General features: G+C 36.0%; 25 protein-coding genes. 10 read left to right on the top strand and 15 right to left on the bottom strand.

Annotation, left to right across the window (positions count from 1 at the left end):
- Positions 1–4: 4 nt before the first annotated feature.
- A complete protein-coding gene (locus tag ACJVDK_RS18990; RefSeq protein ID WP_443938241.1) occupies positions 5–1819 on the top strand; it encodes a RagB/SusD family nutrient uptake outer membrane protein in 1815 nt (604 codons plus the stop codon).
- Positions 1820–1855: 36 nt separating this feature from the next.
- On the opposite strand, the gene ACJVDK_RS18985 is transcribed toward ACJVDK_RS18990, so the two are convergent.
- Entirely contained in the window at positions 1856–1981 is a 126-nt protein-coding gene (locus ACJVDK_RS18985) for a hypothetical protein (RefSeq protein ID WP_443938240.1), read from the bottom strand.
- A 97-nt stretch (positions 1982–2078) separates the two neighbouring features.
- Here ACJVDK_RS18985 and ACJVDK_RS18980 point away from each other — a divergent pair, with 97 nt between their 5' ends.
- From ACJVDK_RS18980 to ACJVDK_RS18970, 3 genes are all read left to right on the top strand, one after another.
- Positions 2079–2291: an alkylphosphonate utilization protein gene (locus ACJVDK_RS18980; protein ID WP_443938239.1), complete on the top strand. Its 213-nt coding sequence runs from the start codon at positions 2079–2081 to the stop codon at positions 2289–2291.
- Between the two features lie 52 nt (positions 2292–2343).
- On the top strand, positions 2344–2742 hold the full coding sequence (locus tag ACJVDK_RS18975; RefSeq protein WP_443938238.1) for an META domain-containing protein: 399 nt from the start codon (positions 2344–2346) through the stop codon (positions 2740–2742).
- 74 nt (positions 2743–2816) lie between these two features.
- A complete protein-coding gene (locus ACJVDK_RS18970) occupies positions 2817–3752 on the top strand; it encodes a YihY/virulence factor BrkB family protein (protein WP_443938237.1) in 936 nt (311 codons plus the stop codon).
- A 46-nt stretch (positions 3753–3798) separates the two neighbouring features.
- Here the strand turns inward: ACJVDK_RS18970 and ACJVDK_RS18965 are convergent, their stop codons facing one another.
- The 3 genes from ACJVDK_RS18965 to ACJVDK_RS18955 all read right to left on the bottom strand — a co-directional run bounded on the left by ACJVDK_RS18965 (position 3799) and on the right by ACJVDK_RS18955 (position 5041).
- Positions 3799–4068 carry a hypothetical protein gene (locus ACJVDK_RS18965; protein ID WP_443938236.1) on the bottom strand — a complete coding sequence of 90 codons (270 nt, stop codon included), beginning with the start codon at positions 4066–4068 and terminating at the stop codon, positions 3799–3801.
- A gap of 78 nt (positions 4069–4146) precedes the next feature.
- A complete protein-coding gene (locus tag ACJVDK_RS18960; protein WP_443938235.1) occupies positions 4147–4737 on the bottom strand; it encodes a porin family protein in 591 nt (196 codons plus the stop codon).
- A 7-nt stretch (positions 4738–4744) separates the two neighbouring features.
- Positions 4745–5041, bottom strand: coding sequence for a hypothetical protein (locus tag ACJVDK_RS18955; protein WP_443938234.1), 297 nt, complete (start codon positions 5039–5041; stop codon positions 4745–4747).
- Positions 5042–5158: 117 nt separating this feature from the next.
- Between ACJVDK_RS18955 and ACJVDK_RS18950 the strand changes: the two genes are divergently transcribed.
- Complete coding sequence (locus ACJVDK_RS18950) at positions 5159–6310, top strand: tetratricopeptide repeat protein (protein ID WP_443938233.1); 1152 nt, start codon at positions 5159–5161, stop codon at positions 6308–6310.
- 140 nt (positions 6311–6450) lie between these two features.
- The gene (locus ACJVDK_RS18945) at positions 6451–6951 is read left to right on the top strand and encodes a YdeI/OmpD-associated family protein (RefSeq protein WP_443938232.1); all 501 of its coding nucleotides are present in this window, start codon (positions 6451–6453) and stop codon (positions 6949–6951) included.
- A 27-nt stretch (positions 6952–6978) separates the two neighbouring features.
- On the opposite strand, the gene ACJVDK_RS18940 is transcribed toward ACJVDK_RS18945, so the two are convergent.
- The 4 genes from ACJVDK_RS18940 to ACJVDK_RS18925 all read right to left on the bottom strand — a co-directional run bounded on the left by ACJVDK_RS18940 (position 6979) and on the right by ACJVDK_RS18925 (position 10732).
- Positions 6979–7440, bottom strand: a complete 462-nt coding sequence (locus ACJVDK_RS18940) for a DUF4268 domain-containing protein (protein ID WP_443938231.1) — start codon at positions 7438–7440, stop codon at positions 6979–6981.
- A 123-nt stretch (positions 7441–7563) separates the two neighbouring features.
- Positions 7564–8148, bottom strand: a complete 585-nt coding sequence (locus ACJVDK_RS18935; protein ID WP_443938230.1) for a riboflavin synthase — start codon at positions 8146–8148, stop codon at positions 7564–7566.
- Positions 8149–8176: 28 nt separating this feature from the next.
- Positions 8177–9667, bottom strand: a complete 1491-nt coding sequence (gene accC / locus ACJVDK_RS18930; protein ID WP_443938229.1) for an acetyl-CoA carboxylase biotin carboxylase subunit — start codon at positions 9665–9667, stop codon at positions 8177–8179.
- 42 nt (positions 9668–9709) lie between these two features.
- Positions 9710–10732, bottom strand: coding sequence for a threonine aldolase family protein (locus ACJVDK_RS18925; RefSeq protein ID WP_443938228.1), 1023 nt, complete (start codon positions 10730–10732; stop codon positions 9710–9712).
- Positions 10733–10953: 221 nt separating this feature from the next.
- Between ACJVDK_RS18925 and ACJVDK_RS18920 the strand changes: the two genes are divergently transcribed.
- On the top strand, positions 10954–11811 hold the full coding sequence (locus ACJVDK_RS18920) for an N-acetylglucosamine kinase (RefSeq protein ID WP_443938227.1): 858 nt from the start codon (positions 10954–10956) through the stop codon (positions 11809–11811).
- 449 nt (positions 11812–12260) lie between these two features.
- Here the strand turns inward: ACJVDK_RS18920 and ACJVDK_RS18915 are convergent, their stop codons facing one another.
- Positions 12261–12950 carry an NUDIX hydrolase gene (locus tag ACJVDK_RS18915; protein ID WP_443938226.1) on the bottom strand — a complete coding sequence of 230 codons (690 nt, stop codon included), beginning with the start codon at positions 12948–12950 and terminating at the stop codon, positions 12261–12263.
- Positions 12951–13062: 112 nt separating this feature from the next.
- Between ACJVDK_RS18915 and pfkA the strand changes: the two genes are divergently transcribed.
- The 3 genes from pfkA to gap are packed head-to-tail and all read left to right on the top strand — an operon-like array spanning position 13063 to position 15901.
- Entirely contained in the window at positions 13063–14049 is a 987-nt protein-coding gene (pfkA, locus tag ACJVDK_RS18910) for a 6-phosphofructokinase (protein WP_443938225.1), read from the top strand.
- Positions 14050–14052: 3 nt separating this feature from the next.
- A complete protein-coding gene (locus ACJVDK_RS18905) occupies positions 14053–14895 on the top strand; it encodes a hypothetical protein (protein WP_443938224.1) in 843 nt (280 codons plus the stop codon).
- Between the two features lie 7 nt (positions 14896–14902).
- Positions 14903–15901 (top strand): type I glyceraldehyde-3-phosphate dehydrogenase, encoded by a 999-nt coding sequence (gene gap, locus ACJVDK_RS18900; protein WP_443938223.1) that lies wholly within the window; start codon positions 14903–14905, stop codon positions 15899–15901.
- A 999-nt stretch (positions 15902–16900) separates the two neighbouring features.
- Here the strand turns inward: gap and ACJVDK_RS18895 are convergent.
- The 6 genes from ACJVDK_RS18895 to ACJVDK_RS18870 all read right to left on the bottom strand — a co-directional run bounded on the left by ACJVDK_RS18895 (position 16901) and on the right by ACJVDK_RS18870 (position 25677).
- Positions 16901–17362, bottom strand: coding sequence for a JAB domain-containing protein (locus tag ACJVDK_RS18895; protein WP_443938222.1), 462 nt, complete (start codon positions 17360–17362; stop codon positions 16901–16903).
- Between the two features lie 578 nt (positions 17363–17940).
- A complete protein-coding gene (locus ACJVDK_RS18890; RefSeq protein WP_443938221.1) occupies positions 17941–18543 on the bottom strand; it encodes a hypothetical protein in 603 nt (200 codons plus the stop codon).
- A gap of 286 nt (positions 18544–18829) precedes the next feature.
- Positions 18830–22102 carry an SNF2-related protein gene (locus ACJVDK_RS18885; protein WP_443938220.1) on the bottom strand — a complete coding sequence of 1091 codons (3273 nt, stop codon included), beginning with the start codon at positions 22100–22102 and terminating at the stop codon, positions 18830–18832.
- On the bottom strand, positions 22099–23514 hold the full coding sequence (locus ACJVDK_RS18880) for an EH signature domain-containing protein (protein WP_443938219.1): 1416 nt from the start codon (positions 23512–23514) through the stop codon (positions 22099–22101). Before ACJVDK_RS18880 ends, ACJVDK_RS18885 begins: the two co-directional genes overlap by 4 nt.
- 1 nt (position 23515) lies before the next feature.
- Entirely contained in the window at positions 23516–25051 is a 1536-nt protein-coding gene (locus ACJVDK_RS18875; protein WP_443938218.1) for a hypothetical protein, read from the bottom strand.
- Positions 25051–25677: an OmpA/MotB family protein gene (locus tag ACJVDK_RS18870; RefSeq protein WP_443938217.1), complete on the bottom strand. Its 627-nt coding sequence runs from the start codon at positions 25675–25677 to the stop codon at positions 25051–25053. The genes ACJVDK_RS18875 and ACJVDK_RS18870 overlap by 1 nt, the downstream gene beginning before the upstream one ends.
- Positions 25678–25990: the final 313 nt, after the last annotated feature.

The raw sequence follows: 25990 nt of genomic DNA, 5'->3' as shown, positions 1-25990 counted from the left end.
CAAAATGAAAAAATTAAGATATTTACTGCTCCTAATGCCATTGGTATATCTAGGTTGCAAGAAAGGCTTTTTAGATAGGACTCCTACTAAAGAGCTAACTGAAGAAACAGTATTTTTAACCAGCGAAAATTTTAAAACCTATGCTTGGAATCTATATGACTATTTTGACGGTTATGGCACCGGATATGCGCAAAACATTAATCAGAACGAAGCATACTCTGATAATTTGGCTCGCACCATTAATGGCAGTCAATCTCCATACGCATACCAAACAAAAACGCTTCCTACAACAGGATCTGCCACCAACTCACTTAGTGTGGCTAGCTGGAATTTCACCTATATTAGATCGGTAAATATTATGCTCGATAATATTGATAAGTCAATCATGAATCAGCGAGACAAAGATCATTGGCGAAGTGTTGGATACTTTTTTAGAGCTTTGCGCTATTACGATTTATTAGCCGCTTTTGGAGATGTCACGTGGGTTGAGCATGCACTTACTGATACCTCCACAGATGTTCTCTTCGCCCCGCGTACTCCCCGAGCGCAAGTAGCAAAAAATATTTTAGATAATTTAACTTTTGCTGAATCGCATATAAAACCGGAGGGAGATGGGAATAACACCATTAATGTTCACGTTGTAAGAGCATTATTATCAAGATTTGGCTTATTTGAGGGCACTTGGCAAAAGTATCACGGCCTGCCGGATGCAAATATGTATTTGAATGTATGCAAAACCTTTTCTGAAAAATTGATGACTAATTTTGGTAGCTGTATGTCAAGCTATAATTTGGTGTACAATAGCGAAAATTTAAGTGGTCAACCGGGAATAATTTTATATAAAGAATATACTGCTGAATTAACAAGTCACTCGAATGTGCGCTTTTTAGGAAGTACTTCAACTGCAGTAGATGTAACAAAAGATGCCGTAGAGAGCTATCTATGTACTGACGGAAAACCTATTGGCAGCAGTACCTTATATGCTGGTGACCAAAACATGTATACCGAATTTAGAAATAGAGATTCTAGATTATACTTTACAGTACTACCACCGTATAAAGTAATAGTGGGGAGTCCAAACTACACATGGACTAAAACAAGCAATACGGCTGATGCAGAATACATTAATATAATGGCTAGCCTTACGGGGCCAATTGACAAGCAATTACCTATGTACCAATGGAGTAACACCATGGCTACGGGAACAGTAATAAGCACCTCCCCCCATTTTAGGGTTTTCAATGCAGGCCAACCACAAGCTGTATCAGAGCTGGGCTACCTTTATTGGAAAAATTATAACCGCCATCCCCTTGATTCAAAAAATAACTCTACCACAGATTGCCCATTATTTAGAATAGAGGAAGTTTGGTTAAACTATGCTGAAGCTATGTTTGAACTCGGAACATTCAATCAAAGCATTGCAAACCAAACGATTAACAAATTAAGAACTAGAACTAATCTACCGCCAATGACTGTGAGTGATATCACCACAGGATTTGATCCAAAAAGAGATTTATCCGTAGACCCAATACTTTGGGAAATTAGGCGAGAACGTAGAGTAGAACTTATGGGCGATGGCTTCAGATTTAATGATATAAAACGCTGGAAAAAAGGAAGCTACTTAAATCGAGAACCAACAGGTGTTCGTGTGAATAATGCCGAATTTGGCAATAAACTTAAAATTGTAGGAGGATCTTCGATTGGATATGTCACTTTTTTTGGTCCAACAGCAGGTTGGCTGAATAAATATTATATAGAACCAATTCCAACACAAGAACGTGTTCTAAATGATAAACTCGACCAATCGCCGGACTGGTAGCTTAAAAAAAAGAGGTTGTTACGGCAACCTCTTTTTTTATAGTTTGCTTGTCAACCAATACGTTCCTTTTGAACTCACAATTCCTTTAGGAAATTGTACGACTAAATCGCCTAAATCAATTCTACCCGTTGGAATATTAATTTCCTTTTTATCGGCACTCATTCTTAAGAAAAGGTATGCCGATTAAACAAATTAAAACCATTATTCCTTTTATATAGCTGAAAATTCTAATTTCGTATGTTCATTTAACATCAACACTATGGAAGTAAAAGACAGCAATGGCAACATTTTAGCGGACGGCGATGCCGTTACAGTGATTAAAACATTAAAAGTAAAAGGAATGCAGGGCGATTTAAAACAAGGCACGGCCATTAAAAATATTCGACTAACAGATGACCCTAAAGCCATTGAAGGTCGTGTGAACGGGACAACTCTTGTTTTAAAAACAGAATTCTTAAAGAAAAAAAACTAACTTATTAGGAAGCTGGTTTAGTTTTTGTTAATCAATGTAAAATTTTGAAATCATGAAAAAACTATTCTTTTTTATTGCCGCAATTTGTCTTTTTAGTGCCTGCTTAGAGAAAACAGATGCCGAAGCACTCAAAAATACCAAATGGGAATTAACCGAATTTCCTGGAAACACATTGCCTAGCGATGCAAAAGCCACTTTAAACATCGCTGATAGCTTAAAAATTAGTGGAAAATCTTTCTGTAATAATTATGGCGGTCAAGGCGAAATCGTTGATGGAAAACTGACTTTAAAGAATATTTTCGGAACAAAAATGTTTTGTAAAAACTCAGCTGCCGCTGAATCTGCTTATTTAAAAGCATTGAATCAAGTAAACAAAGCAAACGTTAAAGACGGAAAATTAACTTTACTGCAGGAAGACAAGCCTTTATTGGTTTTCAGTAAGGTAAATTAACCTTTATTAACATTCCTAAATAGCTCGAATAAACTATTTTTAGTACTTTCGAGCTTTTTATTTATCATTTAAGGATGTTCAAAACCTTTAAAAAAGATACTCAATTCTTTTTCTCCACTGTCCATAAGGCTTTTATTTTATTCCAAAAAAATGATCCTTTAAGACTTGCCGGAGCCACTGCTTTTTTTGCAAATTTTGCACTCCCTCCTATCTTGATTATCTTGATTCGGCTATTTGGAATGTTTACCGATAGACGTGCCTTGGTTGGAAATCTGTTCAAACATTTGGGTAATATTTTAGATGATAACAGCACCGAACAAATTCGTTTAACGCTGCGAAATATTCGGAATATCCATCAATCGTGGTACGTTACCATTTTTAGTTTTATTTTTTTCTTATTTGTGGCGACTACGTTGTTCAACATTATTAAAAACTCACTTGAACAAATTTGGAACATCGGTTCTGAAAGTAGAAAAGGAATTGTTTTCACCTTAAAATCGCGTGCAATATCGGTTGTTATTATTCTATTGGCGGGTATTTTATTTTTTATTGGCATGCTTGCCGACAGTGTTCAGGCAATTATTGGGTCGTACTTAAAAACGGGCGTTCCTTCATTGGGTCTTGTCATCACCTCGATTACCAATCAATTGGTGTTTATTACCATTGTAACCACGTGGTTTAGCATTTTATTTCGCTTTCTAACCAATGGTCGCCCCACTTGGAAAATTGCCTTTTCAGGCGGTTTTTTTACTGGATGTTTGTTTACGATAGGAAAATATTTGTTGCGCATTTTATTGCCCCTAAGCAATATTGGAAGCGTATACGGTTCAGCAGGCTCTATTATTGTAATTATGCTGTTCGTATTCTATTCTTCACTTATCTTTTACTTTGGCGCATCGTTTATCAAAGCCTTAAGTACCGAACGCCAAACACCTATTGAACCTAAGAACGGGTACTTTGCGTATGAGCTTACTCAAGTGGAGCATACAACTTTAAGCCAAAAAAAATGAGGCAAATAAAAAACATTTGCCTCATTCATTTTAGTACATCTTTCGATTAAGATACTACTTTCTCGTAGCCTTCCATTTCGAAAACAGCTAGTTTATTTAATAGATTAAAATGCAGCCTTCCAAATAAATTAATAGAGCCTTCTCCATTTTTACCTTCCATAAAAACCGATTTTGTAATCACATCTGAACCACTCTTCTGCTTTTCATTAAAAATCATTTCTTCGTCTCTGATAATTAGATCTTTAGCATCAATACGTAATTGATTTAGCAAGGCGATAAAATTTTGCCCTTTTAGCAATAATTCTTTTAAATTCATTATGATATTCGGTTAGTAGTTCAAAGTTAAACAATTTTCGTACCATTTAACCTACTAAGAACTAGATTCTTAAAAATTTTAAAATATCCGATACCCAATACCTATAGTAAATAGATTTAGCTTCGTATTTGGATAACCTTCTTTGTTTACTTTTGATAATCCCAATTCGTAACGGGCATCAAAATTTAGACGCTTAATGTCTACACCTGCCCCAAATTGCCACGCATAGGTCTGATTTTTAAACACTCCCCTAAAGATATTTCCGGTAGCCTGATTAAAAGATTGTTTTTCATCTAAAACAAATGAGAACAACGGTCCAGTATTTAAGCGAAGGCCCACCCCTGCTGCTCCTAACTTAGTACCAATTAACAAAGGAATATCCAAACTGGTAAAACCCACCTTGTTTTCTTCTCCGGTAGCATTACTAATCAATTTGGTCTTTTTACCGGTTATGTACAATTCTGGTTGAAAGTGAATACCAGCTCCTCCTAATCGTGCCCACAAACCGCCGTACATGCCTGCTCGATTGTCGCTGTCAAATGTGTTTTCACTTTTAAATTTAGCGAAATTTAAACCGGCCTTTATGCCCATCTGAAAAGAAGGAACAACCTGTGCATGGGCATAAAAGCCAACGAATAAAGCAATAAGTGTTAATTTTAAAGATTTCATTATTTGATTAATTTGTTGCATTGTTAATAGCTTCTTGCTCTTTCAAAGCATCGATATTATTTTTATCGCCGAAGTTTTGTGTTTTTTCTGCAAAATACGCTAAAATTCCTACAATTGTTTCTAAATTATCCGATAATCTTTGATGCATATCAGGCAAATCTTTTTCTAAGCGTTTGTCGCTCAACTCGATATTATCTACCTCAATTTTGCCAATTTTTTGAACCAGTGCTTGTTGAGAATTTTGTAAATCTTCTAATTCACGCACGATCTTTTCCATCAATTCAAATTTCTTTAAAGTATTCATAGTTCCTGTTTTTTAAATTGTTCCAACTAATAAACCTCACAACATTTGTTTTGTTTTATTTCGACAAAAATTTGGAGTATAATTTTTCAACTAATAACTTAGTTTAAAATAAGTTTAATGAAAAACCTAGTCATCTTTACTATCTCTTTACTGATTAGCTATGCAGGATTTGCCCAAAACGCTGAATCAATTGATAAAGAAAAATTATTTGATTTATACCAAAATCAACGCTATGCGGATGCTATAATATACTTAAAAAAATTTGAAAGCGGACATACACCTCCTTTTACAGTAGTTACACAAATCGGATATTGTTATTTAATGGCTGGAAATACTGCCGAAGCCGAGAAACAATATCAAATTGCCCATCAGCAACAACCTAAAAATTTATCCATATTATTCAGTTTAGCAAATATTAGTGCAAGAAGAGGCAACACGAAAAATGCCAAAAGTTATTTTGGTGAAATAGTTAAAATAGACAGCAACAATTTTATGGCTTATAAAGCTTTAGCTAATTTATATATTCACACAAAAGATTCGGTAAAGCTTATGCTCTTAAAAAAAGCTAACCAAATAAATCCTACAGAAAGCGATGTTGCGAGTGATTTAGCAGATGAATATATGCTTTGGCAAAAGCCAGAAAATGCTTACAGCACATTAGATGTTGCTATAAAAGCTGATACGGGTAATTTAATCCTTCAAAAAGCGATACTTGATATTGCCCTTAAATTAAAAAAATATAAAGAAGTAATACGCTCGGGTACGCAAATATTAAAAACTGAATCGGATGCCAATGTCACTAAAAACGTAGCTATAGCCTATTATTTTACCAAGAACTATCAAAAGTCAATAGATCTATTTAAATTATTGGAAGGGATGGCCATGCAAAATGAAGGTACTTTATATTACACCTGTTTATGTTACCGAGGGTTAAAAAATTGGTCAATGGCAACTATTTATGCAAAGAAAACCATTGGTGAAGGAATTTCGCCAAATATCCCTAACTATTACGCTCTTTTGGGTCTGACTTACGAGGACAAAAATCAAAACGCCTCAGCAAAGGCAGCTTATTTGAAGGGTTTACAATTTAATGCCGAGCCTGTGTTATATTATCGTTTGGCCATTTTATATGATACAAAATACAAACAGGTAAAATCAGCAAAAAAATATTATCAACTTTATCTTAAAAGTAATCCTGATTTAGAAAAAGATGAGGAGGAGATTAACTTTACGAAAAAAAGAATTGAACAGTTAAATCTATCTAATTAACTTAAGGAAAGTTTATTAGCCTTATCTTTCTACCTGCAAACAACACCCTTTTTTAACCAAAAAAGCTATCTTACAGAATGGTCGCAAAGCGATAATAGAATAAATTCGGTATTTTAATTTAAAACGCTAGCTTTATTTTGATGAAACCCATTGATGCTAAAATTGAACTTATTGGTATTAACCCCTACATTCAGGTACCTGATACTATTTTAGCCAATATTTTTAAACAGGCCGGAAAAGATAAAGGGCCTATCCCAATTAAAGGCGAAATTAACAACCAAGCCTATACCCAAACTTTAGTAAAATTTTCAGGTGCTTGGCGCTTGTACATTAATGGTACAATGCTTAAAGATTCTCCTAAAAAAATTGGCGAAACCATCAAAATAACCATTGAATTTAATCCGATAGAAAAGCTTACTCCTGTTTCTCGACCATTTGAAGAGGCTTTACAAAAGCATCCCGAAGCCAAAGCCATTTTTGATGCGTTAACTCCTTCTTTACAACGAGAAATCGTCCGGTATATCGCTCGTTTAAAAACAGCAGAAAAGACTCAACGGAATATTAGTAAAGCACTTGCTTTTTTACTGGGTAAAGAGCGATTTATTGGTCGAGATCCTCTATCGAAGAGTAATTTGGAGTAATAATCTGACTTTCAAAAACATAACTCATTAAACCAAATCTTCGAAAACTGGTTTTACATTGTCCCAAAATTCATCTAGGGCGATTATTCTGGGTTTAAAAAACGATATTAAATCGGGCCAATGCTGCTGGTTAAAAATGCTTACTCCGGTTAAATCGATATAAACTTGACTGATGGTTTTGCCCAAATCATCTTCCATGTCGCGTACCCAAATCCACTCTTCGTTGAGCGTAGCATGCAGCATCGTTTTAAATTCTTCAAATTGTTCAAAAATCAAATGCCGAATATCCGTATCGGGATGTGTTAATTGAATCGCAATAAATGCCCGCTTATTGCTCACATCCATCTTAAAGAAAATATTTTTTAGCCCTGTACGGTAATTCACCCAATGTACCGTTGAACCACTTGCCGATGGTACAGGTTTCATATATTGCCCAAAGGAAATCCAAAATTGCTGGCGTAACCGTGCTGCTTCTACTTTACTATACATGTAGGGGTTTTAGTTTTTTAGTTGGGGGACTGGAGTTGAGAGTGTAAAGCAAAAAGAGAAGGATGGTGATAACCTTTAACTAATTGACCAATTCACTATTGACTATTCACTATTGACTATTCACTATTTCGCCATTAACCGGGCCACATATTTACCAATGATATCAAACTCGAGGTTAACCAAATCGCCTACTTGCACCTCTTGCAAATTCGTATGTTCAAACGTATAAGGAATAATAAATACCGAAAACTCATCATCAGCAGAGTTAACCACCGTTAAACTAATGCCGTTTACACATGCGGAACCTTTTTCTACCGTTACATTGCCTGCGGAAGGATCGTATTTAAACCTGAACTCCCAACTTCCATCCAATTCTTCTTTTTTTACGCAGATAGCCGTTTGATCGACATGTCCTTGCACAATGTGTCCGTCTAAACGTGCATTCATTTGCATGCAGCGTTCCAAATTCACTTTGCTTCCTACTTTTAAATGGCCTAGATTGGTTTTGTTAAGCGTTTCATCTATGGCTGTTACGGTGTGCGTACCGTTATTCAGTTCCACCACCGTTAAACAAACGCCATTATGCGCCACACTTTGGTCAATCTTTAATTCTTGACTAATTTTGGATGCAATGGTAAAATGTATATTAGTGTTTTCGTTTTTGATGGCGGTTATTTCGCCCAATGTTTCTATTATTCCTGTAAACATGTATTTTTTCTTTTAGCGCATGTGCGCGCTAATTTTTTATTCTATTTTTCCGCCAGTCGGAAACCGCTATCTGGTTCGTATTTGTTGACTGGCTTGGTGTTTCTTGCTTAAAAAATTGTGCTGCTACAATTGCCGCCATCATGGCTTCCGTTTCGTCTTCTTGAACTAACAAATTTGGTTTAAAATACTTTGCGACAAAGTGCGTATCAAAATTACCTGTTCTAAAAGCTTCGTGCTGCATCACAAAATTACCAAAACCCAACGTAGTTTCTATCCCCGTAATCTCATATTCTTCAATCGCTCTACGCATTCTGTCCATGGCTTCTTCCCTATCCTTTCCAAAAGTGATCAGTTTTGCAATCATTGGATCGTAATAAATCGGAATTTCCATCCCTTGTTCAAATCCATCATCTACGCGAACACCGTTTCCCTTTGGGGTTTTATAGGTTTTAAGTGTTCCAATATCCGGCAGGAAATTATTTTTTGGATCTTCTGCATATACCCTCAACTCCATGGCGTGACCTTTAATTTTTAAATCGCTTTGCGTAAAACCCAATGCTTCGCCTTGTGCGATTTTAATTTGTTCTTTTACCAAATCGACTCCGGTAATGAGCTCCGTTACGGGATGTTCTACTTGCAAGCGGGTATTCATCTCGAGGAAAAAGAAATCAAGATTTTCATCTAAAATAAACTCGACGGTTCCAGCACCAGTGTAGTTTACCGATCGGGCAACATCGATGGCGCATTTACCCATTTTTTCGCGAATTTCTGCTGTTAAAACAGATGATGGCGCTTCCTCTACTACTTTTTGGTGCCTACGTTGGATAGAACATTCGCGTTCAAAAAGATGCACGATGTTACCGTGTGTATCGCCTAAAATTTGTATTTCGATGTGACGCGGTGAGGTAACATACCGCTCGATGAAAACCGCGCCATCGCCAAAAGCAGAAGTTGCTTCACTTACCGCCAACTGCATTTGCTCTTCAAAATCACCTGGTTGTTCTACAATGCGCATGCCTTTTCCACCACCACCCGCAGCGGCCTTTATCAAAATAGGGAAACCAACTTCCAATGCACGTTGTTTGGCTTCGGCTACATCTTTGATGGCTTCATCCGTTCCGGGCACCATGGGTATTTGGTACTTAAGGGCGGCGGCTTTGGCCGATAATTTATTTCCCATCACCTCCATGGCTTCGGGTGAAGGCCCTACTAAAATGAATCCCGCATCGGCCACCATCTTGGCAAATGCAGCATTTTCAGATAAAAATCCGTAACCGGGATGAATGGCCTCAGCCTGGGTTTGCCTACATGCCTCCAAAATATTTTCTCCTACCAAATAACTTTGACTGGAGGGTGCCGGACCAATACAAATCGCTTCGTCGGCATAGCGTACATGCAGGGCATCTCTATCGGCTTCTGAAAAAACAGCAACGGTTTTAATGCCCATTTCTTTTGCCGAACGCATAATGCGCAAGGCAATTTCGCCCCGATTAGCTATTAATAATTTGGAAATCTTCATCGTTTTTGTTCTACTACATGCATGGATAGAAAATTTATCACTTTATAAATGTACAAGTATTTCAATTGCTTTATCGATCATGTCGGCACTTAAATCGAGGTGCGTAACCAAACGTATGGTGCTATTGCTGGTGGCATTGCACAGCATACCTTTCTCCTTTAATTGTTCAACCAACTTATTGGCTGTGCCGGGTTGTACTTCGAAAACCACGATATTGGTTTCTACCGGGAGTACCGATACCACATCCTTTCTTCTTAACAAAGCGTCGGCAAGGGCTTTCGCATGGCGATGATCATCGACTAATCGTTCTACATGATGATCGAGTGCATATATGCCAGCAGCAGCTAAAAAACCTGCTTGACGCATGCCTCCGCCAAATGCTTTCCTAATTTTGCGTGCCTTGCGAATGGTTTCCTTGCTACCCAACAAAACGGAACCAACTGGAGCGCCCAAGCCTTTAGATAAACAAACGGAAATACCATCAAAATACTGACCATACTGCTCCGCTTTATCGCCTTTTGCTACCAAGGCATTAAAAATTCGAGCGCCATCTAAATGTAATTTCAGCCCTTTTATATTGCACAAGTGATGAATGGGCGCTATTTGATCAAGCGTATAACAACTGCCGCCTCCTTTATTTACCGTATTTTCTAAAACTACTAATGTAGAATCGGGATAATGAATGTTATCCTCGTTTATTTCAGGTTCGATTAGCTCAGGTGTTAAAATACCTCGATTGCCATGCAACAAACGAACAGAAGCACCGGAGTGAAAAGCAATCCCACCTATTTCGTAGCGGTATACATGAGCGGTTTGATCGCAAATAACCTCTTGCATGGGCTGGGTAAAGCACTTAATGGCAATTTGATTCGTCATGGTTCCGGAAGGGCAAAATAAACCCGCCTCCATATCAAAAGTTTTTGCCAGTTTAAGTTCCAATTTTTGCACTGTTTCATCCTCGCCAAAAACATCATCGCCTACCTTAGCCGTCATCATCGCTTCAAGCATTCCCGCGGTGGGTTTCGTTACCGTATCGCTTCTAAAATCTAAAAAATCACGTGTCATTTTATGGTATTTTCTTAAAATTTATTTTTCGCATAAAAAAAAGACCAAGGCCTAATTTGGTATGATAATAAGGTTTTTAGCCTTTTTAAACGCGTATATAGTGTATTTTTTACACACTTAATTTTTCATGAAAAGAAATTGTTAAAAAATTATTAAAAAAAATCATTCAAAATATAAGAGTTTTTATACTTTTATCGAGCTAAAACCAAAAATAAATAAAAATGATTGTAATTGCAGACGGCGGATCAACCAAAACCAATTGGTGTTTAATTAACGAGGCCGGCAGAAAAATCTACTTTAATACAGAGGGTTACAACCCTTACTTTTCTAAAGGAGATTACATTGTAAAATCGTTAAAAGAATCTTTACCAGACCATCTTGACAAGGAAAAATTAACCGGAGTTTATTACTACGGCGCCGGATGTTCTACACCTGGCAATGTTAAAATTGTACACGATGCCATGAAGCAAGTGTTTGTGAATGCCGATATTTTTATCGGTCACGATTTACTAGCCTCTTGTCGTGCACTTTTAGGAAACAAACCCGGCTTTGCAGCAATTTTAGGTACAGGAACCAACTCGTGTTTATACGATGGATCTGACATTACCTTAAATATCGACTCTTTAGGTTATTTCTTAGGCGATGAAGGTAGTGGTTCTTTCATTGGCAAACGTATTTTAAGCGACTACATGAAAGGCTATATGCCAAAAGGGTTGCGCGAAGCGTTTTACGATAACTATGCCTTAACGAACGAAGATATTTTCGAAAATATTTACAACAAACCTTTGCCAAACCGTTTCTGTGCAAGTTTTAGTAAATTCTTATACGACTTTAAAGATAGCTACGAAGATTATACGTTTAACACCATCGATTATGCTTTTACGGCGTTTTTCGAAAACTTGGTGACACATTATCCAAATTATAAAGACTACAAATTAAACTGTGTAGGCTCTGTTGGCTATAGTTTCCGTGATATTTTAAGTATTGTGGCCGATCGCTATGAAATGGGCGTTGGAAAAATTATCCGTTCACCAATAGATGATTTAGTGCATTATCACTTAGAATTGGCAGGAAAGTAGGGAAAGTTTGAAGTCCGAAGTGGAAAGTGAAACACTTAAAGTCAAACGAAAGCTATTCGACACAAAAAACTCCGATTGAAAAATCAATCGGAGTTTTTTTATGCTTATTTGTTGCTGAATCGCTGAACTGTAGGAATTGCTAAACTGCGGAAACCGCCTAATTAGTTCATTAGTCAATAGTGAGTAGTCAATAGTAAATAGTAGCTTAGCAGACTAAATTGATACTACATACACACGACTTTATACTCTTTGTTCATTAATCTTTGTTCCTACTCAAATAGATTGCTTCAACTCGCGCTGAGCCTGTTTCGCGATGACGATTTTTCCAAGTATTGCTTCCGACACTTTTAGCTTTCAACTCTTTATCCCTTGCGACTCGAGGCTAACGACTTTGGACTCCAGACTTTAGCACCCATGCCGTCTTAATACTAACTACTTAATACTCTCCACTAAAATGAGATCTCTTTTCCAAACAGTTTAGCATAACGACGTTTATCAAACTTGTACAAAGTTGCAGCGCGGTATGAAACTCCTTTTTGTTTCTCGTCTAATTCTTTAAGCACACCAAAACTCACAATCTTTTTGCGGAAGTTTCTTTTATCCAGCTTTTTGCCCAAAATTAGTTCATACACATGCTGTAATTGCGTCAGGGTAAACTTTTCTGGCAATAACTCAAATGCTATTGGTTGGTGCTTAATCCGTCTTTTTATTTTTTCTAATCCTTTATCATAAATTTCACGGTGATCGAAGGCCAGTTTAGGCAAATCGGAAATTGGTAACCAATTGGCACGCTTTGCATAGGTACTCACCGGGCGCAATTCCTTCTCTCCTCCCAAACGAATTAACGCGTAATAGGCCAAGGTAATTACACGGCCTTGGGGATGCCGCTTCGGATCACCAAAAGCATAATACTGCTCCATATAAATTCCGCGCAAACCCGTCAACTCATACAAAATACGGGAAGCCGATTGATCTAAACTTTCATCGGGTCCAACAATATTTCCGGGTAAAGCCCACCAATCTCTAAAGGGCTCTTCATTCCTTTCAATAAGCAAGATTTTTAATTCCTTACCATCAAATCCGAAAAGGACACAATCTATTGAAAATACTGAATCTAAGTGCGGTAAAATTTGTTCCAAGGCAAATATTTCTTAATTTGAGCTGATAAAGGTATGACTTTCAAGTATAAGTAAAAAAAATAAAAAAAATTACTTAGTGTAATAATTACACACTATATTCGTAATCTAAAATATGAAGCCAAATATTAAAAATATAGCAGTCTTAACATCGGGAGGTGATGCGCCAGGAATGAATGCGGCCATCCGAGCGGTGATTAGAACCGGCGTTTACCACAACATTAATATGTTTGGTGTGATGCAGGGTTATCAAGGTTTGCTTACGAATAACATTGTACCCATGGGCGCCCGCTCAGTAAGCAACATTTTGCATTTAGGCGGGACCATTTTGAAAACTGCACGTTGCTTAGATTTCAAAACAGATGAAGGTCAACAGATTGCCTATAACAATTTAAAAAGCAACGATATTGATGGTCTTGTGGTTATTGGTGGCGATGGCACTTTTACCGGTGCGAAACGCTTTGCAGAAAACTTTGGTGTTAAAGTTATTGGCATACCAGGAACTATCGACAATGATTTGGCTGGCTCAGATTTTACCTTAGGTTTCGATACCGCGATTAATACCGTGATTGAAGCGGTTGATAAAATTAGAGATACCGCTGATGCGCACGACCGTTTATTCTTTATTGAAGTGATGGGGCGTGATTCGGGTTGCATTGCTTTACGCAGCGCAATTGCCAGCGGCGCAGAAGCCGTATTGCTTCCGGAAAAGGAAACCAGCGTAAAAGAACTAATTGATAAGTTAGCCTTAGGTGCTGCCACCAAGAAAACATCCAGCATTGTAATTGTGGCCGAAGGGCATAAACAAGGAGGTGCTTACGATATTGCCAAACAAGTAAAAGAAACTTTTAATCATTATGATACAAAAGTGACTATCTTAGGCCATTTACAACGCGGCGGTAGCCCAAGCAGTTTCGACCGTATTTTGGGTAGCAGGTTAGGATTTGCGGCCGTTAACGGATTAATTGCCGGTCGTTCGCAAGAAATGGTAGGCCTAATTGGAAACGAAATTAAATTTACAAGCATTACAGATGCTTTAACTGGACATAATTTTAAACTAGAGCCCGATTTATTAGAAATGGCAGAGGTTTTATCAATTTAATATATGGTAGCAGTAGTTTATAGTGGATCGAGAACGGCTTTTTGGAAATTAACCCAAAATGGTCAAGTGGTAGCACACTGCAACACTTCGGGTTTAAACCCTTATTTCGTGGATGCGAAAACCATCCTTCAGATACTAAACAAAAAAACTGTTTTAGTAAACCATGCAGAAAATATAAAGAAAATTTATTTCTTTGCAGCTGGAGCCTCAACGGCAGAAAAAAAAGAAGAACTCAGAAATGCGCTTTCATCGTTCTTTAAATACAGTAAAATTGTGGTCGAAAACGACTTATTTGGTGCAGCCAAAGCAGCGTGTTACGACAAAAGCGGGATTGTATGCGTGATAGGCAGCGGCGCAAATAGTGCCTATTTCGACGGAAAAAAGCCTGTAGCCAACAACTTTGGATTGGGTTACATTTTGGGCGATGAGGGATCGGCAAACTATTTAGGAAAAATGTTACTCAAGAATTTCCTAAGCAAAAAACTCCCCGCTGATTTAGAAGCAAAATTTATCCGAAATTACGGACTTGAACGAGCCGAAATCTTCGAAAAAATATACAACCGACCTCAAGCAAATATCTTTTTAAGTTCTTTCTTCGAATTTTTTACACAAAATCACAATCATGGGTATATTATCAAAATGGTTGACGAAAGCTTTGAAAAGCATATCCTCACCTACACCCTACCCCTCTTAGCGCAACACACAGGAGAAGATATACATTTTGTGGGGACCGTTGCTGCTGAATTTGAAGATCGATTACAACTTGCTGCTGAAAAACACAACCTTAAAATAAAAACAATTATTAAAGAACCCATACTAAATTTATTAAAACATTACACTAATTAACAACAAAATGAGCAAAATTGGAATAAACGGCTTTGGCCGTATTGGTAGACTCGTTTTCAGAGCTGCCTTAAAAAGAGGATTAGACATTGTAGCTATAAACGACTTAATTGAGCCAGATTATATGGCTTATATGTTAAAATATGACTCTACTCACGGTAAATTTGATGGAACGATTGAAGTTGTAGACGGAAATCTTGTAATCAACGGAAAAACAATCCGCGTTACTGCCGAGCGAAATCCTGCCGACTTAAAATGGGGTGATGTAGGTGTTGATGTTGTAATTGAATCAACTGGTATTTTCTTAACCCGTGCCGATGCTGAAAAACACATCGCTGCTGGTGCTAAAAAAGTTGTTTTCTCTGCTCCTGCAAAAGACAGCGACATCCCTACGTATGTAATGGGTGTTAACCACGATAAATTAACAGCAGATCAAACAATCGTTTCAAATGCTTCTTGTACTACGAACTGCTTAGCACCAATTGCAAAAGTATTAAACGACAACTTCGGTATTGTTGAAGGTTTAATGAGCACCATTCACGCGGTAACTGCTACACAAAAAACAGTAGATAGTCCTTCGGCTAAAGACTGGAGAGGTGGCCGTGGTGGTTTCTCTAACATCATTCCTTCTTCTACTGGTGCTGCAAAAGCGGTAGGTATGGTTCTTCCTGAATTAAAAGGAAAATTAACAGGTATGTCATTCCGCGTTCCTGTTGCAGATGTTTCTGTAGTAGATTTAACTGCACGTTTAGAAAAACCAGCTACTTATGAGCAAATCAAAGCTGCTATGAAAGCTGCTTCAGAAGGCGAATTAGCAGGTGTATTAGGATACACTGAAGACGAAGTAGTGTCAACCGACTTCATCGGTGATAGCCACGCGTCTATTTTTGATGCAAAAGCAGGTATCTCGTTAAACGATAACTTCGTAAAAGTAGTTTCTTGGTACGATAACGAGTGGGGTTATTCTTCAGCTTTAGCAAAATTTGTTGAATACTACGCAAGTTTATAAGACAAAAACAGTTAAAAGAATATTTAACCGTAAAAAAAGGCGATATCCCGAAAGGATATCGCCTTTTTGCTTATGAAAAAATCATTCAAATATAAATAACGATTTAAAAAAATTATTTTCACACGAATTATATCAGAAAATCAACCACAAAAAACAAAAAACAAACTTAAAAACATAATTTTTATCATTATTAAGCTTCAAAAAAAGACTAAACAACCAAAAACAAACACCTGATTTAAAAAAAATAGTAAAATTTATTAAAATTTAACATTTATTTAACGAAATAATCCCGTATATTTGAACTATGGTTGTTTTAAGTATGAAAACACCTAGAAAACGTTCTTAAAGCAAAAAATGACAAAAAAAATACGTAAAAATATCTTAGTGTATTTTTGACACTAACAAAAATTTTGTTATATTTGTATCGTAATAAACGGAACGAAGTTTATTACACTTAAAAAAGATAAATCATTTTCTCGCTAAACTTCGGTTTAAAGAGAGAATTAAAGACAAAGCCTGGCTCATAACAGGTTTATATTTGGTTAGAAAAAAGAGACAAGTCTGGATGGATTGTCTCTTTTCTTATTTTAGGGCAAATATGACTGGTAATCAACACGTTAAGAAAGAGCTAGATGAAAGGATTAGTTAATTAATCTGTTAATTGTTGAGTGTTAATTTAGAAGCTAAGATAGGCATTTAGGGCGTTATTCTAGTACTTTGTCCCTCGTTTGTCCCTGTGTTGTCCCTATAACTTTACTGTTTGACTGCCTACTTTAAGTATTTTTCATATCTCTTGTTGAAAGCGTTGTCCCTATAGAGTGATAGAGCTACTAATTTCATATCCATTTTTTTTTCTAAAACCTATTTTTAAGGGGAAGGTATTTTTTTTGGATATGAACTAAACAACTCATGCCAACCACTTATGTCTTAAAAGTTAACACGTTCTAAACTGCAATGTAAAAAGTATAGCCTGGGGGATAAGCCCAAGCTAACTTCATATTATATCATGCCATCATCTGCAAAACTAAAGTAGCTGTCTTCACTTATAATAATGTGGTCGAATACTGTTATATCAAATAGCTTACCGCACTCTACCAATCGCTTTGTTAACTTGATATCAGCCTCACTTGGTCTTAATGCTCCACTTGGATGGTTATGACTGAGTAATATTCCAGACGCATTACCTTTTAAAGCGATAGCAAACACTACCTTAGGATCAACATAAGTTCCATTCACACCACCCATTGATATATCTACCACTCCTAAAACTCGGTTACTCCTGTTCAGTAGCACCACTTTAAATTCTTCGAGAAAGTTGATCTTACCTAAATCCCACTGTTGCTTTAAAAGTTGAAATGTTTGTTCAGATGAGGTAAGCTTAGGACGCTCACTAGCTTTGTAATCGGGTTTGTAGCTTACTTCTACTTCAGCTACTTTGTAATTCTGTGTTTCTTGTACCATAGTTGTATCTATTTAAATATGGCACTTGTATCAAGCTTTCAAACCAATTAAGTAAAGGAGGAACGGAATAAATGGACTGTGTGGAGGCTATGTGGGTTTATGCCGGAAATTCCTTTAAACGTATTGGGAGGACAAGCTTAAATTTGTGTGATAGTTAGATAGATACACTACTCTACTACACATCAATATCCAACTTTTAAACCATTTCTTTCTTTTAAGGGGAAGGTTTTTATTCTGGATATTCAACTAGTATGGGTACTGGACAACCGTACTTGTTTTTATAAACGTGTACGCTTTTAAAGAAGAAGGATGGATTGGCACTTCCCTTAATTGCTCACTGGCATTTCACACTAGTAGCTGACTGGATTATAATCTCCGAGTAGGCACTCCTCAGATTTCAATATCCACAATCCTTACCGATTCTTTACTTTAAGGGGAAGGTTTAAATCTTGGATATTGTAGCTAGTTGAACTTATCATCCAACACTTACTTTTATAAAAGTGTAAACTTTTAAAGAAGAAGGATGAGTAGGCATTTTTACCCATTAGCTAACTAAAACTCGTGTTATGTGGCGTTTTTTATTTCGCATTTGTCGAATCTGTTGCTGGATTAAAGATAATGTCAAAACCAACTTTCCAGTCAGCAGAGTCAGGATTATATTTCTTATTCTCAATTTTCGCCTTCGTAACAAACTGCTCTTCTTCTGTCCAGTTGCGAATATTATATCGCATTATTTTTTTGGATTTAAAAAAGTCAGTAATTGTTTTAAATGCTCTGTTTCTAATCGTATCTGTCGGTGAGGATATAGATGCAAAAAAATGTCGGTCTGATGCTAATGAGTCGGTAATTGAAGTCGCCAAAAATTGAGGCAAGTCGTTAATACTTAATTTAGTCAAGCTGTCTGGAGTTAGGAAAACCCTTGGTGGTTTTGTATCGTCAATTCCAGTCCCACAAAAACGGTAAATGTGTTGGCTATGAAAATAAATTGTCGAACTGTCGAGAAGTATGAAGTTTAAATTTCCATAATAGGTTGGCGGTGGTGGGGGTGGGACATCATCTGTGTCTTGTGTTGTTGCCGTTGGATGTTTAACAACATAATAAACTTCGCCTACTTTGTCTTGCCTTGTCGAGCAACCAAACAGTAGAAAGATAAATATCAATATGGTTAAAATCTTTGTCAAGGTTGTCTTTTTAAAATACCACATAACGGTTTGGGTATTGCCGAAGGCGGGGATTTTTAGCACAAAAGTTCAATCGAAGAACGAAAGTTGAACCTTGCACAAACGTCCAATCGAAGCCGTTTCGCCCCGCTTTTGGCAATACCTTGTTATGCGACCGCCCCTTTTTCGGGTTTGAGATGTTTGTTCACTTTGTCTATCTGTTTTGCGTTGGCTTAGTAGCTCTTTTGCATTTTTTTGTGGATTTGTGTGTTGGCTAAAAATGCAAATGTGCTACTAAAAACGTTGGCTATATTCTTGTCATTCGTTGCGATTCGATTTTGTTAATGTCTTGTATTGTTATATTATTTTCAGTTACTAAATTTTCAAGATATCTGCGGTTTAGTAATGTTATTTCGTTAGAATTTGCTAAAATTGTTGCTGATGAACTGTAATCATTATTGGTTATTGTCAGCAGTTTGAATTTTTCTTTAAATCTGTCCTCGTAATATTTTTTTGCTGTGCAAATTTCTTGTATTGCTTCATTTCCAACTAAGGATTTTGTCTGTTTAGCTTGAATAAGATAATTTTCTCCGTTCTTTAAAACCACAACATCAACTCCCTTGTCATTGGAATATGGTGTTAGATATACTTCAAAACCTTGTTTTTTATATAATGCTCCAATTGTTGCTTCAAACAAGTTGGGGTTCAAACGGTCTATGTCAGTAAGAGTTTGAACCTTCGGTTTACTTTCGGTTTTTGTTCCAAAAATATTTCCAAATAGTTCATCAGGTGTGATTTCAGCTTGTTCTGTTGGAAACAAAGTATTACTTGCCAAAGATTTTTTGTTATTCAATAAGGTGTCAAGAATTTCATCAAAAGATTTCATTCTATTACCTTCTTCATCTTTCATATCGTCAGAAAATATTGCCATTGGATAATATACAAAAACATCTTTCTGCTGTCCAATTCTATACGCTCTGTCAGTTGCTTGTTCTTCTTTTGCAGGATTCCAATGCCGTGTGTAATGAACGATATGATTGGCTTTTGTTACATTCAACCCAACACCTGCTGCAATAGGCGACATAACGATTACATTGAATCCTTCTTCTTCTTGAAAACGGTCAATGGTTTGTTGTCGGCTTTGTTTGGATTTCCCTCCAAGTTGTTTTGTTGTAGGCGTATCTCCGTTTATAATGCTCGTGAAAATTCCAAAAGTATCGTAAACAACTTTCTGCAACATCTTTTGAGTCTCTCGTCTGTCAGCAAATACAATTACTTTTTCATTTTTGGATTTTATATTTGCTAAAATCCCAACGGTAGTTTGCAATTTAGACGAACTGTTTATAAGTTCATCGCTGGAAAACTTCAAAATTTGACTTTCCAATAAATACGGATGGTCTGAAATGTCTCTAACTGCCCAAAGTGATTTCAATTTTTGATTTCTTTTTTCTACACCTTCCAAGTCTGAATCATTTGCCATTTCAATTTCCTGCTTGTATCGGTCTAATTGAACGGTCGGCATCGCTTTTTTGATTCTTGAATTTTGATTATCGTGTTTTTTTGGCAAATCTTTTGCGACATCACTTTTTAACCTTCTTTTAATAAATACTCCAATGTTGTTGCGAAGTTGTTCCGTTAATGCTTTTATATCTGTATTCTCATCGCTCAAAGGTTTTTGATATTCTTTTGCAAAATCTTTGGCGTTGCCTAAAAGTCCCGGAACTGCAAAATCCATTAAACACCAAATATCAACCAAGGTGTTTTCTACTGGCGTTCCTGTAATTGCAATTTTAAAATCGGCTTTTAGTGCTTTACTTGCATTGGTTATAAGTGTCCCTGGTGTTTTTATTTTTTGTGCTTCATCTAATGCAATAACAGCAAAATCAACTAAACCCAAACTAATTTGGTATGACCTTAGTGTTTCATAATTGGTCAAAATTATTTGCTTGAATTGTAGTCGTTTTGCATCTTGCTGGTTTTGAGCAGGGTTGTTTTCTTTTGTTAACGAAACGCCTCCGTATAATTTGCATAACGGTAAATTTTGAGGACTGAAAAACTTTTGATATTCATTCTCCCAATTTTCAAGTAAACTAACGGGTGCTACAATCAAATACGGTTTATTACCATCGCAGTTTTGACAATGCCATTCAATAAAATATAGTAATTGTAATGTTTTCCCCAACCCCATATCATCTGCAAGTAGGCCTCCTGCAAAATTTTGTTTGAATAACGATTGTAACCACGAAACACCTTCTTTTTGGTGTTCTTTTAAAGCAATTCCGTTTTCTAAATTGGAAATGCTATAAAAATTGTGTTTTAAGTTTTCAGGTAATTCATTTCCATTTGAAAATTCCGTTATTTCTGCATTTTCTTTAATGATAAGTACTTCGTGGTCTGTTTTCTTTTCTTGCTTTACAGGTTTGTTTGGGGTTTCAAATTGTTTTTTAGCGGTTCTAATAAATTTTTCTGCTTCTTCAATCGGAATTTCTGTATATTCCCACTCAATTGTTTGCTTCTTTTCTTTTACTGCTTTTTCTTTTTGCTCAATAAAGTCATCGAGTTTTTCAGGCGTTTTGAAATAGATTTTCTTCACTCCGTGAACTTTATCTTTTATTACAATTCCGGGAATCCATTGTGATTTATACGGACTTGCAAAAGGATAAAACTTCGGACTATAAACGCCAATTTCTTTTACCCTGTCGCTATAAAAAACGGTAAAATCAACTTCGTCATCATTAAAAAATAATTCGGGATGCTCAATGATTTCTTGGATTGTTTCCTTGTCTGAAACTTTTCTATTTGTTTTGATTTTTTGTAGTTCTGTTTTCTGATTTTCAGAAATCACAACTCTCGTTGTTTCGCCATTATTTCCCGATACTGGATAAACATCCCGAATCATCGGCAATTTATCAAACGTATTGGTAAAGCCAATCGCATTATCAATTTCTACGGTTGGGATAATTTCAAAGATGCCGTTGTTGAAATCAACATCTAATTTGATTTTTTCGGGAACGAATAATTCTTGATTGTTTAAAAATTGTTCTAAAGTCAATCCACTTTCTTTGGATAGCGTTTTTAATTCAGATAGCTTTTTAAGATTGGTTACATTGCCTTTCTCATCAACAGATAACTTATTGAACTCGTCAATAGCTTCGGAAAGTAAAAATTGGTTTTCAGATAGTAGATACTCGTTTTCTTCTACTTTTAGTAACGCTCCGTTTCGGGATGTTCTTAGTCTTGTGCCATTTGGTGCAAAATCATAAAATCCATATTTGAATTTAAATGAATTATGTGTTAAAGTTCCATCGGATTCAATAAAAATTTCATAAGGATAACCATTTGGCAAATCCAATATTTGCTTATCAATATCGTTTAGTCTTAAAACTTCAATACTGTCAATTTCGCAAGAGTTGTCCGTATAATCTGCTAAACCATTATCGTGTAATTCGGTTAGAATTGCAAGTTGAGATAAAAATTCTGATTGTAGTTTTTCCCATTCAGAAACAGGGATTTTGCTTCCTGATTCGTTTAGGAAGTAAAAAGAAAATTTATTGTCGTCTTGTATATATTTTAAAATCATCCAAATACTTTTTTGTTCATCCAACTATTAAACCTTGTTTCCCAAATTTGATTACCGTCTCTGTGTATTAGTCTTCCCTCATCGTTAAAATAATCGTAGTAATTATCGCTTTGAATAGCCATCGGCATTGACGCATTACGCAAATCGTCCACACTATTTAATTGATAACTCAAACTTGGTTTATATGGACTGTTGATTTTATAGGCGTAAAAGGCGTAGCCTTCGTTGCTAAATTCAATCAACATATAATCTCCAATGTATAATATAAATGCTGAAACATCTCTTTTGCTTGAAACTGTTTCAAATCTTGCATCCACATATTCGGCTATTCTTTCATCACGTTTAAGTATGCTTTTTGTGTGAAGCGGTCCATAAACTTTAAAGGATGATATTTTTGAAGCAAAACGAAGCCAAAATTTCGTTCGTCTTACATCATTTATACAAACATTGAAAAATACATTGATAAATTGTTGTGTAATCCATTCATTTAGAATATTTCTTGCTTCAATGATTTCTCTCCGTTCAATTTCTGTTGCATTCTCAAAAGCTGTCCAATTAGCAAAATTACTTGGGTCGCCAATTTGTGTGAAGGCTATTTTTTTTATTTTATCTTGTACTGTTGCAAATTGAGGTTGGTTTGCTTGGATGATAATTTTACTAATCAATCTTTTGTTAGTAATCGAACTATTATGTGTTAGCAATACTTCATTCAGATTTTCAATTTCGTCTGATATTCTGTTTTTATTTCTTTCGTAATAAGTTACAATGACCTTTGAAAAATAAGTGTATGCCGACCACGATTCAGGAACACCTAATATTTTAGTAGCGTCTTGAATGGGTTTATTGAGTTTAGCGATGGTGTCACCCAAAATCAAATCTCCATTTTTTGAGTTGAAAAATCTTTTGTTATTTTTAAAAGAAATTAGTGTGCTTCTGTTTCCTGAATAATTCTCCAATTTATTAGCAATGAATTGTTCTAATTGCTCTAATGATTTCGGATTTTTAGTTTCCCAATTCCTTAAAAAACAATCTATCAAACCAACTAAAAATGAATCTCGCCAATTTGAATCTAACAGCTTCAAAGCATATTTCAAATCATTCTCATTGCTGAATACAGTTAATGAATTTTGTTCTGAATAATTTAAAGAATAAGTAAGTGTTCTTAATTCTCTACGTTCAAAACTTGTATTATTGTTATTGATGGATTTTTTGAATTTTCTAAAAACATGTGGAATGAGATTGTCTCCCGAGAATGAAAATGAGCTTGTACCAACCTCTTCTGTTATTTTTTGAAGTTTATCAATTCTATGGTCGTTCAGCGATGTAAGAGTAATCGGAATAATCTTTTCTGCCGACTGCTGGAATGTAATCGGTGAAAAATGAAATTGTAATATGTCTTGCGTTGTAGGCATATTAGTTTCTTCTTCCGTTTAATTTGCTAAGCTGTTCGGTAAGTTCTTCCAAAATATCTTCTTGTTTTGAAGAAGCTCCTGCAAGTGATTCTGCGGTTTTGGTCAAAGCATCGGTGTATTTTCCTAAATAGGTTTCAAGACTTTCTCTAACTGTTGTTTGATAGCCTCTTAGTCCTGTGTCAAGGTCGGCAAATACTTTTGACAATCCTTTTTCAATTATTTCAAACTTTTGTGCGTAGTCGGCAGAAACTCCTTTTGCAGTTTCTAATGATTTTTGTATTTCTGTAATTGTGTTTGAGTTGTTTTGGAGGAATTGATTTGAGTGTTTTGAAAATTCATTTTGCGATTCTCCAAATCTACTTGATGATGTATTGATTTCCTGCGACACGTTTCTGAACACGGAAATAACTTTTTCCAATTCTGATTGAGCTTGATTAAGTTTAGAAATACTTCCGTTTACTTCTGTAGAAAGTCCGTTCATTTTTTCAATACTTGTATTGAAAGCACTCAAAAGATTTTCAGAAACTTGAAGATTTTTAGATTGTTCGGTTAATAGTGTTTGTTGTCCTGATTGCAAATCTCCAACTTTGCTTCGCAGAATTTCGCTCATATCCTCAACTTGTTTTCTCATTTGGTTGGTAGATTCTTCTGATTGAGAAAGTGTTTGTTTTGAAATTTGCTGTACCACCTCTTGCAGTCCTCTGAAATTTTCATTGAGGTTATCCGTCATATTTTGCAACTTGGTAGGGAAATCAGTCAATGAACCGCCTGCTTGTCCAAGCAATCCTGCTAGACGTTCCATTTCGTTTTTAGTATCTCCACTCATTGAAGTTTTAAATTCTTCAATCATTTTACCCATTGATTCCTGCAATTCCTTTACAATGTTTTGGGTCATATCCGTTGCAGGGTCTTTGAGTTTGTTACCCAAGTTTTCAATTTCGGTTTTTACCAATTTCAATTCAGCTACAACTCCTTCTGTTGGATTATTCAAAATTTGCTCAAAACCTGCCGAAATAGTCAATGCTAAATCAGACGAAAATGTTTGTAAAGAAGTCGATTGCTTTTGAGATTCCTTATAAATATCACGAAATACATTTCCTGGTTTTATTGTATTTCCGTTTTCGTCTGTTGAGACAAAATCATTTCTTAGTTCAGTAATAGCTTCAATTAAACTGTTGATTGCTTGTGTCTCTTGGCTTAATGCTCCTTTTTCATATTTGTTACGAATAAAGGAAATTCTTTTTGAAAAGATAATCGATAATGCGATACCGAAAATTGAAGCAAAAAAAGCAGTCTTCAAACCTTTCAACAAAGTAGGAATACTTTTTTCAATATCTTCTGGATTAAAAAACCAAAGTCCATAAGCAATACCTCCAAATGTTCCAAGAATCCCAATAGTCGTGAACATTGATGGAATTAATTCTAAATCGTTGATGTTTACTTTGGCATAATCCTTTTTGGTGATGTTAAGGACAATGATTCCATATATCAGGTATGAAACCAAACCGACTGCAACAAGTATTTCTATGATGTTCATTATTCGTTTATGTTTTTAAGAGCCTCGTTAATGATGGCTTCACTTGTGGTTACTATTCTAAATTCAACTCTTCTTGATTTATCATTGTCAATTGGCTGTTTACTGTCAAAGGAAATTTTGTAATCTTTATCTACTGTACGACCGTAAGAGAGTCCGTTAGCTGTAAGCCAATATTGCAATCTTTCTTTTTCGGTTGGTTGTAAGTTTATAAAGCAGTTTTGTAAACGCAAAAAAGCTAAAACATTTCTTCCTCTGTCTTGCGAGAGTTTCATATTGTCAATGTATGGGTCTCCTGTCAATCCGATTGGTTTTGTGTCTGTATGACCCTCAATTCTAATCTCAGCAATTTTGTCTTTGTATTTTTCCTGCAATACAACGGAAAGATATTTTGGGAGAAAGTCGGTTAAGATGGCTTGAAAATGAGGAGTTATATCCGATTTTCCTGTTGGAAAAAGCACCTGCGGATTAGTAAACTTGATTGATAAATCATTATCAAGTTTTAAGTCCCATTTTGCAAAATCATTTTTAAATGCTTCGTTGAGCTCATTGTATAACGCAACTTTTGATTCTTCGTAGTCCTTAAATATTTGGTTTTGTTCTTTCTGCCTCTTTTCTACCAATGCCATATATGAAATTGACATAAATAGAAAAATTACCATTAAAACCGTCATAAGGTCGGCTAACGGAATCCAATGGCTTTCTTTCTTCGTTCCTGACATTGATTTCTATACACTAATTGGGGTTTGTCAAATGGTGGTTGTGCGTTGGGGGCAAAAGCAAATGTGCTGCAAAGCGTTGGCTTTGTGCGTTGGGTTGCAGCTCTTTTGATTTTGCCGAAGCGTTGGCTTGTCTGGTCATTTGTCCGTCTGTTTAATTTTTGCACTGTCGCTGGTTTAGGGTGACAGCTAACTCATATATATACGCAACTCCAAAACCAAA

This window comes from Pedobacter paludisoli (genome assembly GCF_052344095.1).
GTDB lineage: Bacteria > Bacteroidota > Bacteroidia > Sphingobacteriales > Sphingobacteriaceae > Pedobacter.
Note: the sequence above shows the minus strand (reverse complement) of the source record. Positions and strands in the feature narration are given on the sequence as shown.

What these genes read in the sequence shown, in the direction of transcription:
- ACJVDK_RS18870 (WP_443938217.1), bottom strand. Translation starts at nt 25,677, where the DNA reads ATGGCATTGGTAGAAAAGAGGCAGAAAGAACAAAACCAAATATTTAAG.
- ACJVDK_RS18990 (WP_443938241.1), top strand. Translation starts at nt 5, where the DNA reads ATGAAAAAATTAAGATATTTACTGCTCCTAATGCCATTGGTATATCTA.
- ACJVDK_RS18955 (WP_443938234.1), bottom strand. Translation starts at nt 5,041, where the DNA reads ATGAATACTTTAAAGAAATTTGAATTGATGGAAAAGATCGTGCGTGAA.
- ACJVDK_RS18985 (WP_443938240.1), bottom strand. Translation starts at nt 1,981, where the DNA reads ATGAGTGCCGATAAAAAGGAAATTAATATTCCAACGGGTAGAATTGAT.
- ACJVDK_RS18975 (WP_443938238.1), top strand. Translation starts at nt 2,344, where the DNA reads ATGAAAAAACTATTCTTTTTTATTGCCGCAATTTGTCTTTTTAGTGCC.
- ACJVDK_RS18980 (WP_443938239.1), top strand. Translation starts at nt 2,079, where the DNA reads ATGGAAGTAAAAGACAGCAATGGCAACATTTTAGCGGACGGCGATGCC.
- ACJVDK_RS18960 (WP_443938235.1), bottom strand. Translation starts at nt 4,737, where the DNA reads ATGAAATCTTTAAAATTAACACTTATTGCTTTATTCGTTGGCTTTTAT.
- ACJVDK_RS18875 (WP_443938218.1), bottom strand. Translation starts at nt 25,051, where the DNA reads ATGAACATCATAGAAATACTTGTTGCAGTCGGTTTGGTTTCATACCTG.
- ACJVDK_RS18950 (WP_443938233.1), top strand. Translation starts at nt 5,159, where the DNA reads ATGAAAAACCTAGTCATCTTTACTATCTCTTTACTGATTAGCTATGCA.
- ACJVDK_RS18935 (WP_443938230.1), bottom strand. Translation starts at nt 8,148, where the DNA reads ATGTTTACAGGAATAATAGAAACATTGGGCGAAATAACCGCCATCAAA.
- ACJVDK_RS18945 (WP_443938232.1), top strand. Translation starts at nt 6,451, where the DNA reads ATGAAACCCATTGATGCTAAAATTGAACTTATTGGTATTAACCCCTAC.
- ACJVDK_RS18920 (WP_443938227.1), top strand. Translation starts at nt 10,954, where the DNA reads ATGATTGTAATTGCAGACGGCGGATCAACCAAAACCAATTGGTGTTTA.
- gap (WP_443938223.1), top strand. Translation starts at nt 14,903, where the DNA reads ATGAGCAAAATTGGAATAAACGGCTTTGGCCGTATTGGTAGACTCGTT.
- ACJVDK_RS18940 (WP_443938231.1), bottom strand. Translation starts at nt 7,440, where the DNA reads ATGTATAGTAAAGTAGAAGCAGCACGGTTACGCCAGCAATTTTGGATT.
- ACJVDK_RS18895 (WP_443938222.1), bottom strand. Translation starts at nt 17,362, where the DNA reads ATGGTACAAGAAACACAGAATTACAAAGTAGCTGAAGTAGAAGTAAGC.
- pfkA (WP_443938225.1), top strand. Translation starts at nt 13,063, where the DNA reads ATGAAGCCAAATATTAAAAATATAGCAGTCTTAACATCGGGAGGTGAT.
- ACJVDK_RS18905 (WP_443938224.1), top strand. Translation starts at nt 14,053, where the DNA reads ATGGTAGCAGTAGTTTATAGTGGATCGAGAACGGCTTTTTGGAAATTA.
- ACJVDK_RS18880 (WP_443938219.1), bottom strand. Translation starts at nt 23,514, where the DNA reads ATGCCTACAACGCAAGACATATTACAATTTCATTTTTCACCGATTACA.
- ACJVDK_RS18925 (WP_443938228.1), bottom strand. Translation starts at nt 10,732, where the DNA reads ATGACACGTGATTTTTTAGATTTTAGAAGCGATACGGTAACGAAACCC.
- ACJVDK_RS18965 (WP_443938236.1), bottom strand. Translation starts at nt 4,068, where the DNA reads ATGAATTTAAAAGAATTATTGCTAAAAGGGCAAAATTTTATCGCCTTG.
- ACJVDK_RS18885 (WP_443938220.1), bottom strand. Translation starts at nt 22,102, where the DNA reads ATGATTTTAAAATATATACAAGACGACAATAAATTTTCTTTTTACTTC.
- ACJVDK_RS18970 (WP_443938237.1), top strand. Translation starts at nt 2,817, where the DNA reads ATGTTCAAAACCTTTAAAAAAGATACTCAATTCTTTTTCTCCACTGTC.
- accC (WP_443938229.1), bottom strand. Translation starts at nt 9,667, where the DNA reads ATGAAGATTTCCAAATTATTAATAGCTAATCGGGGCGAAATTGCCTTG.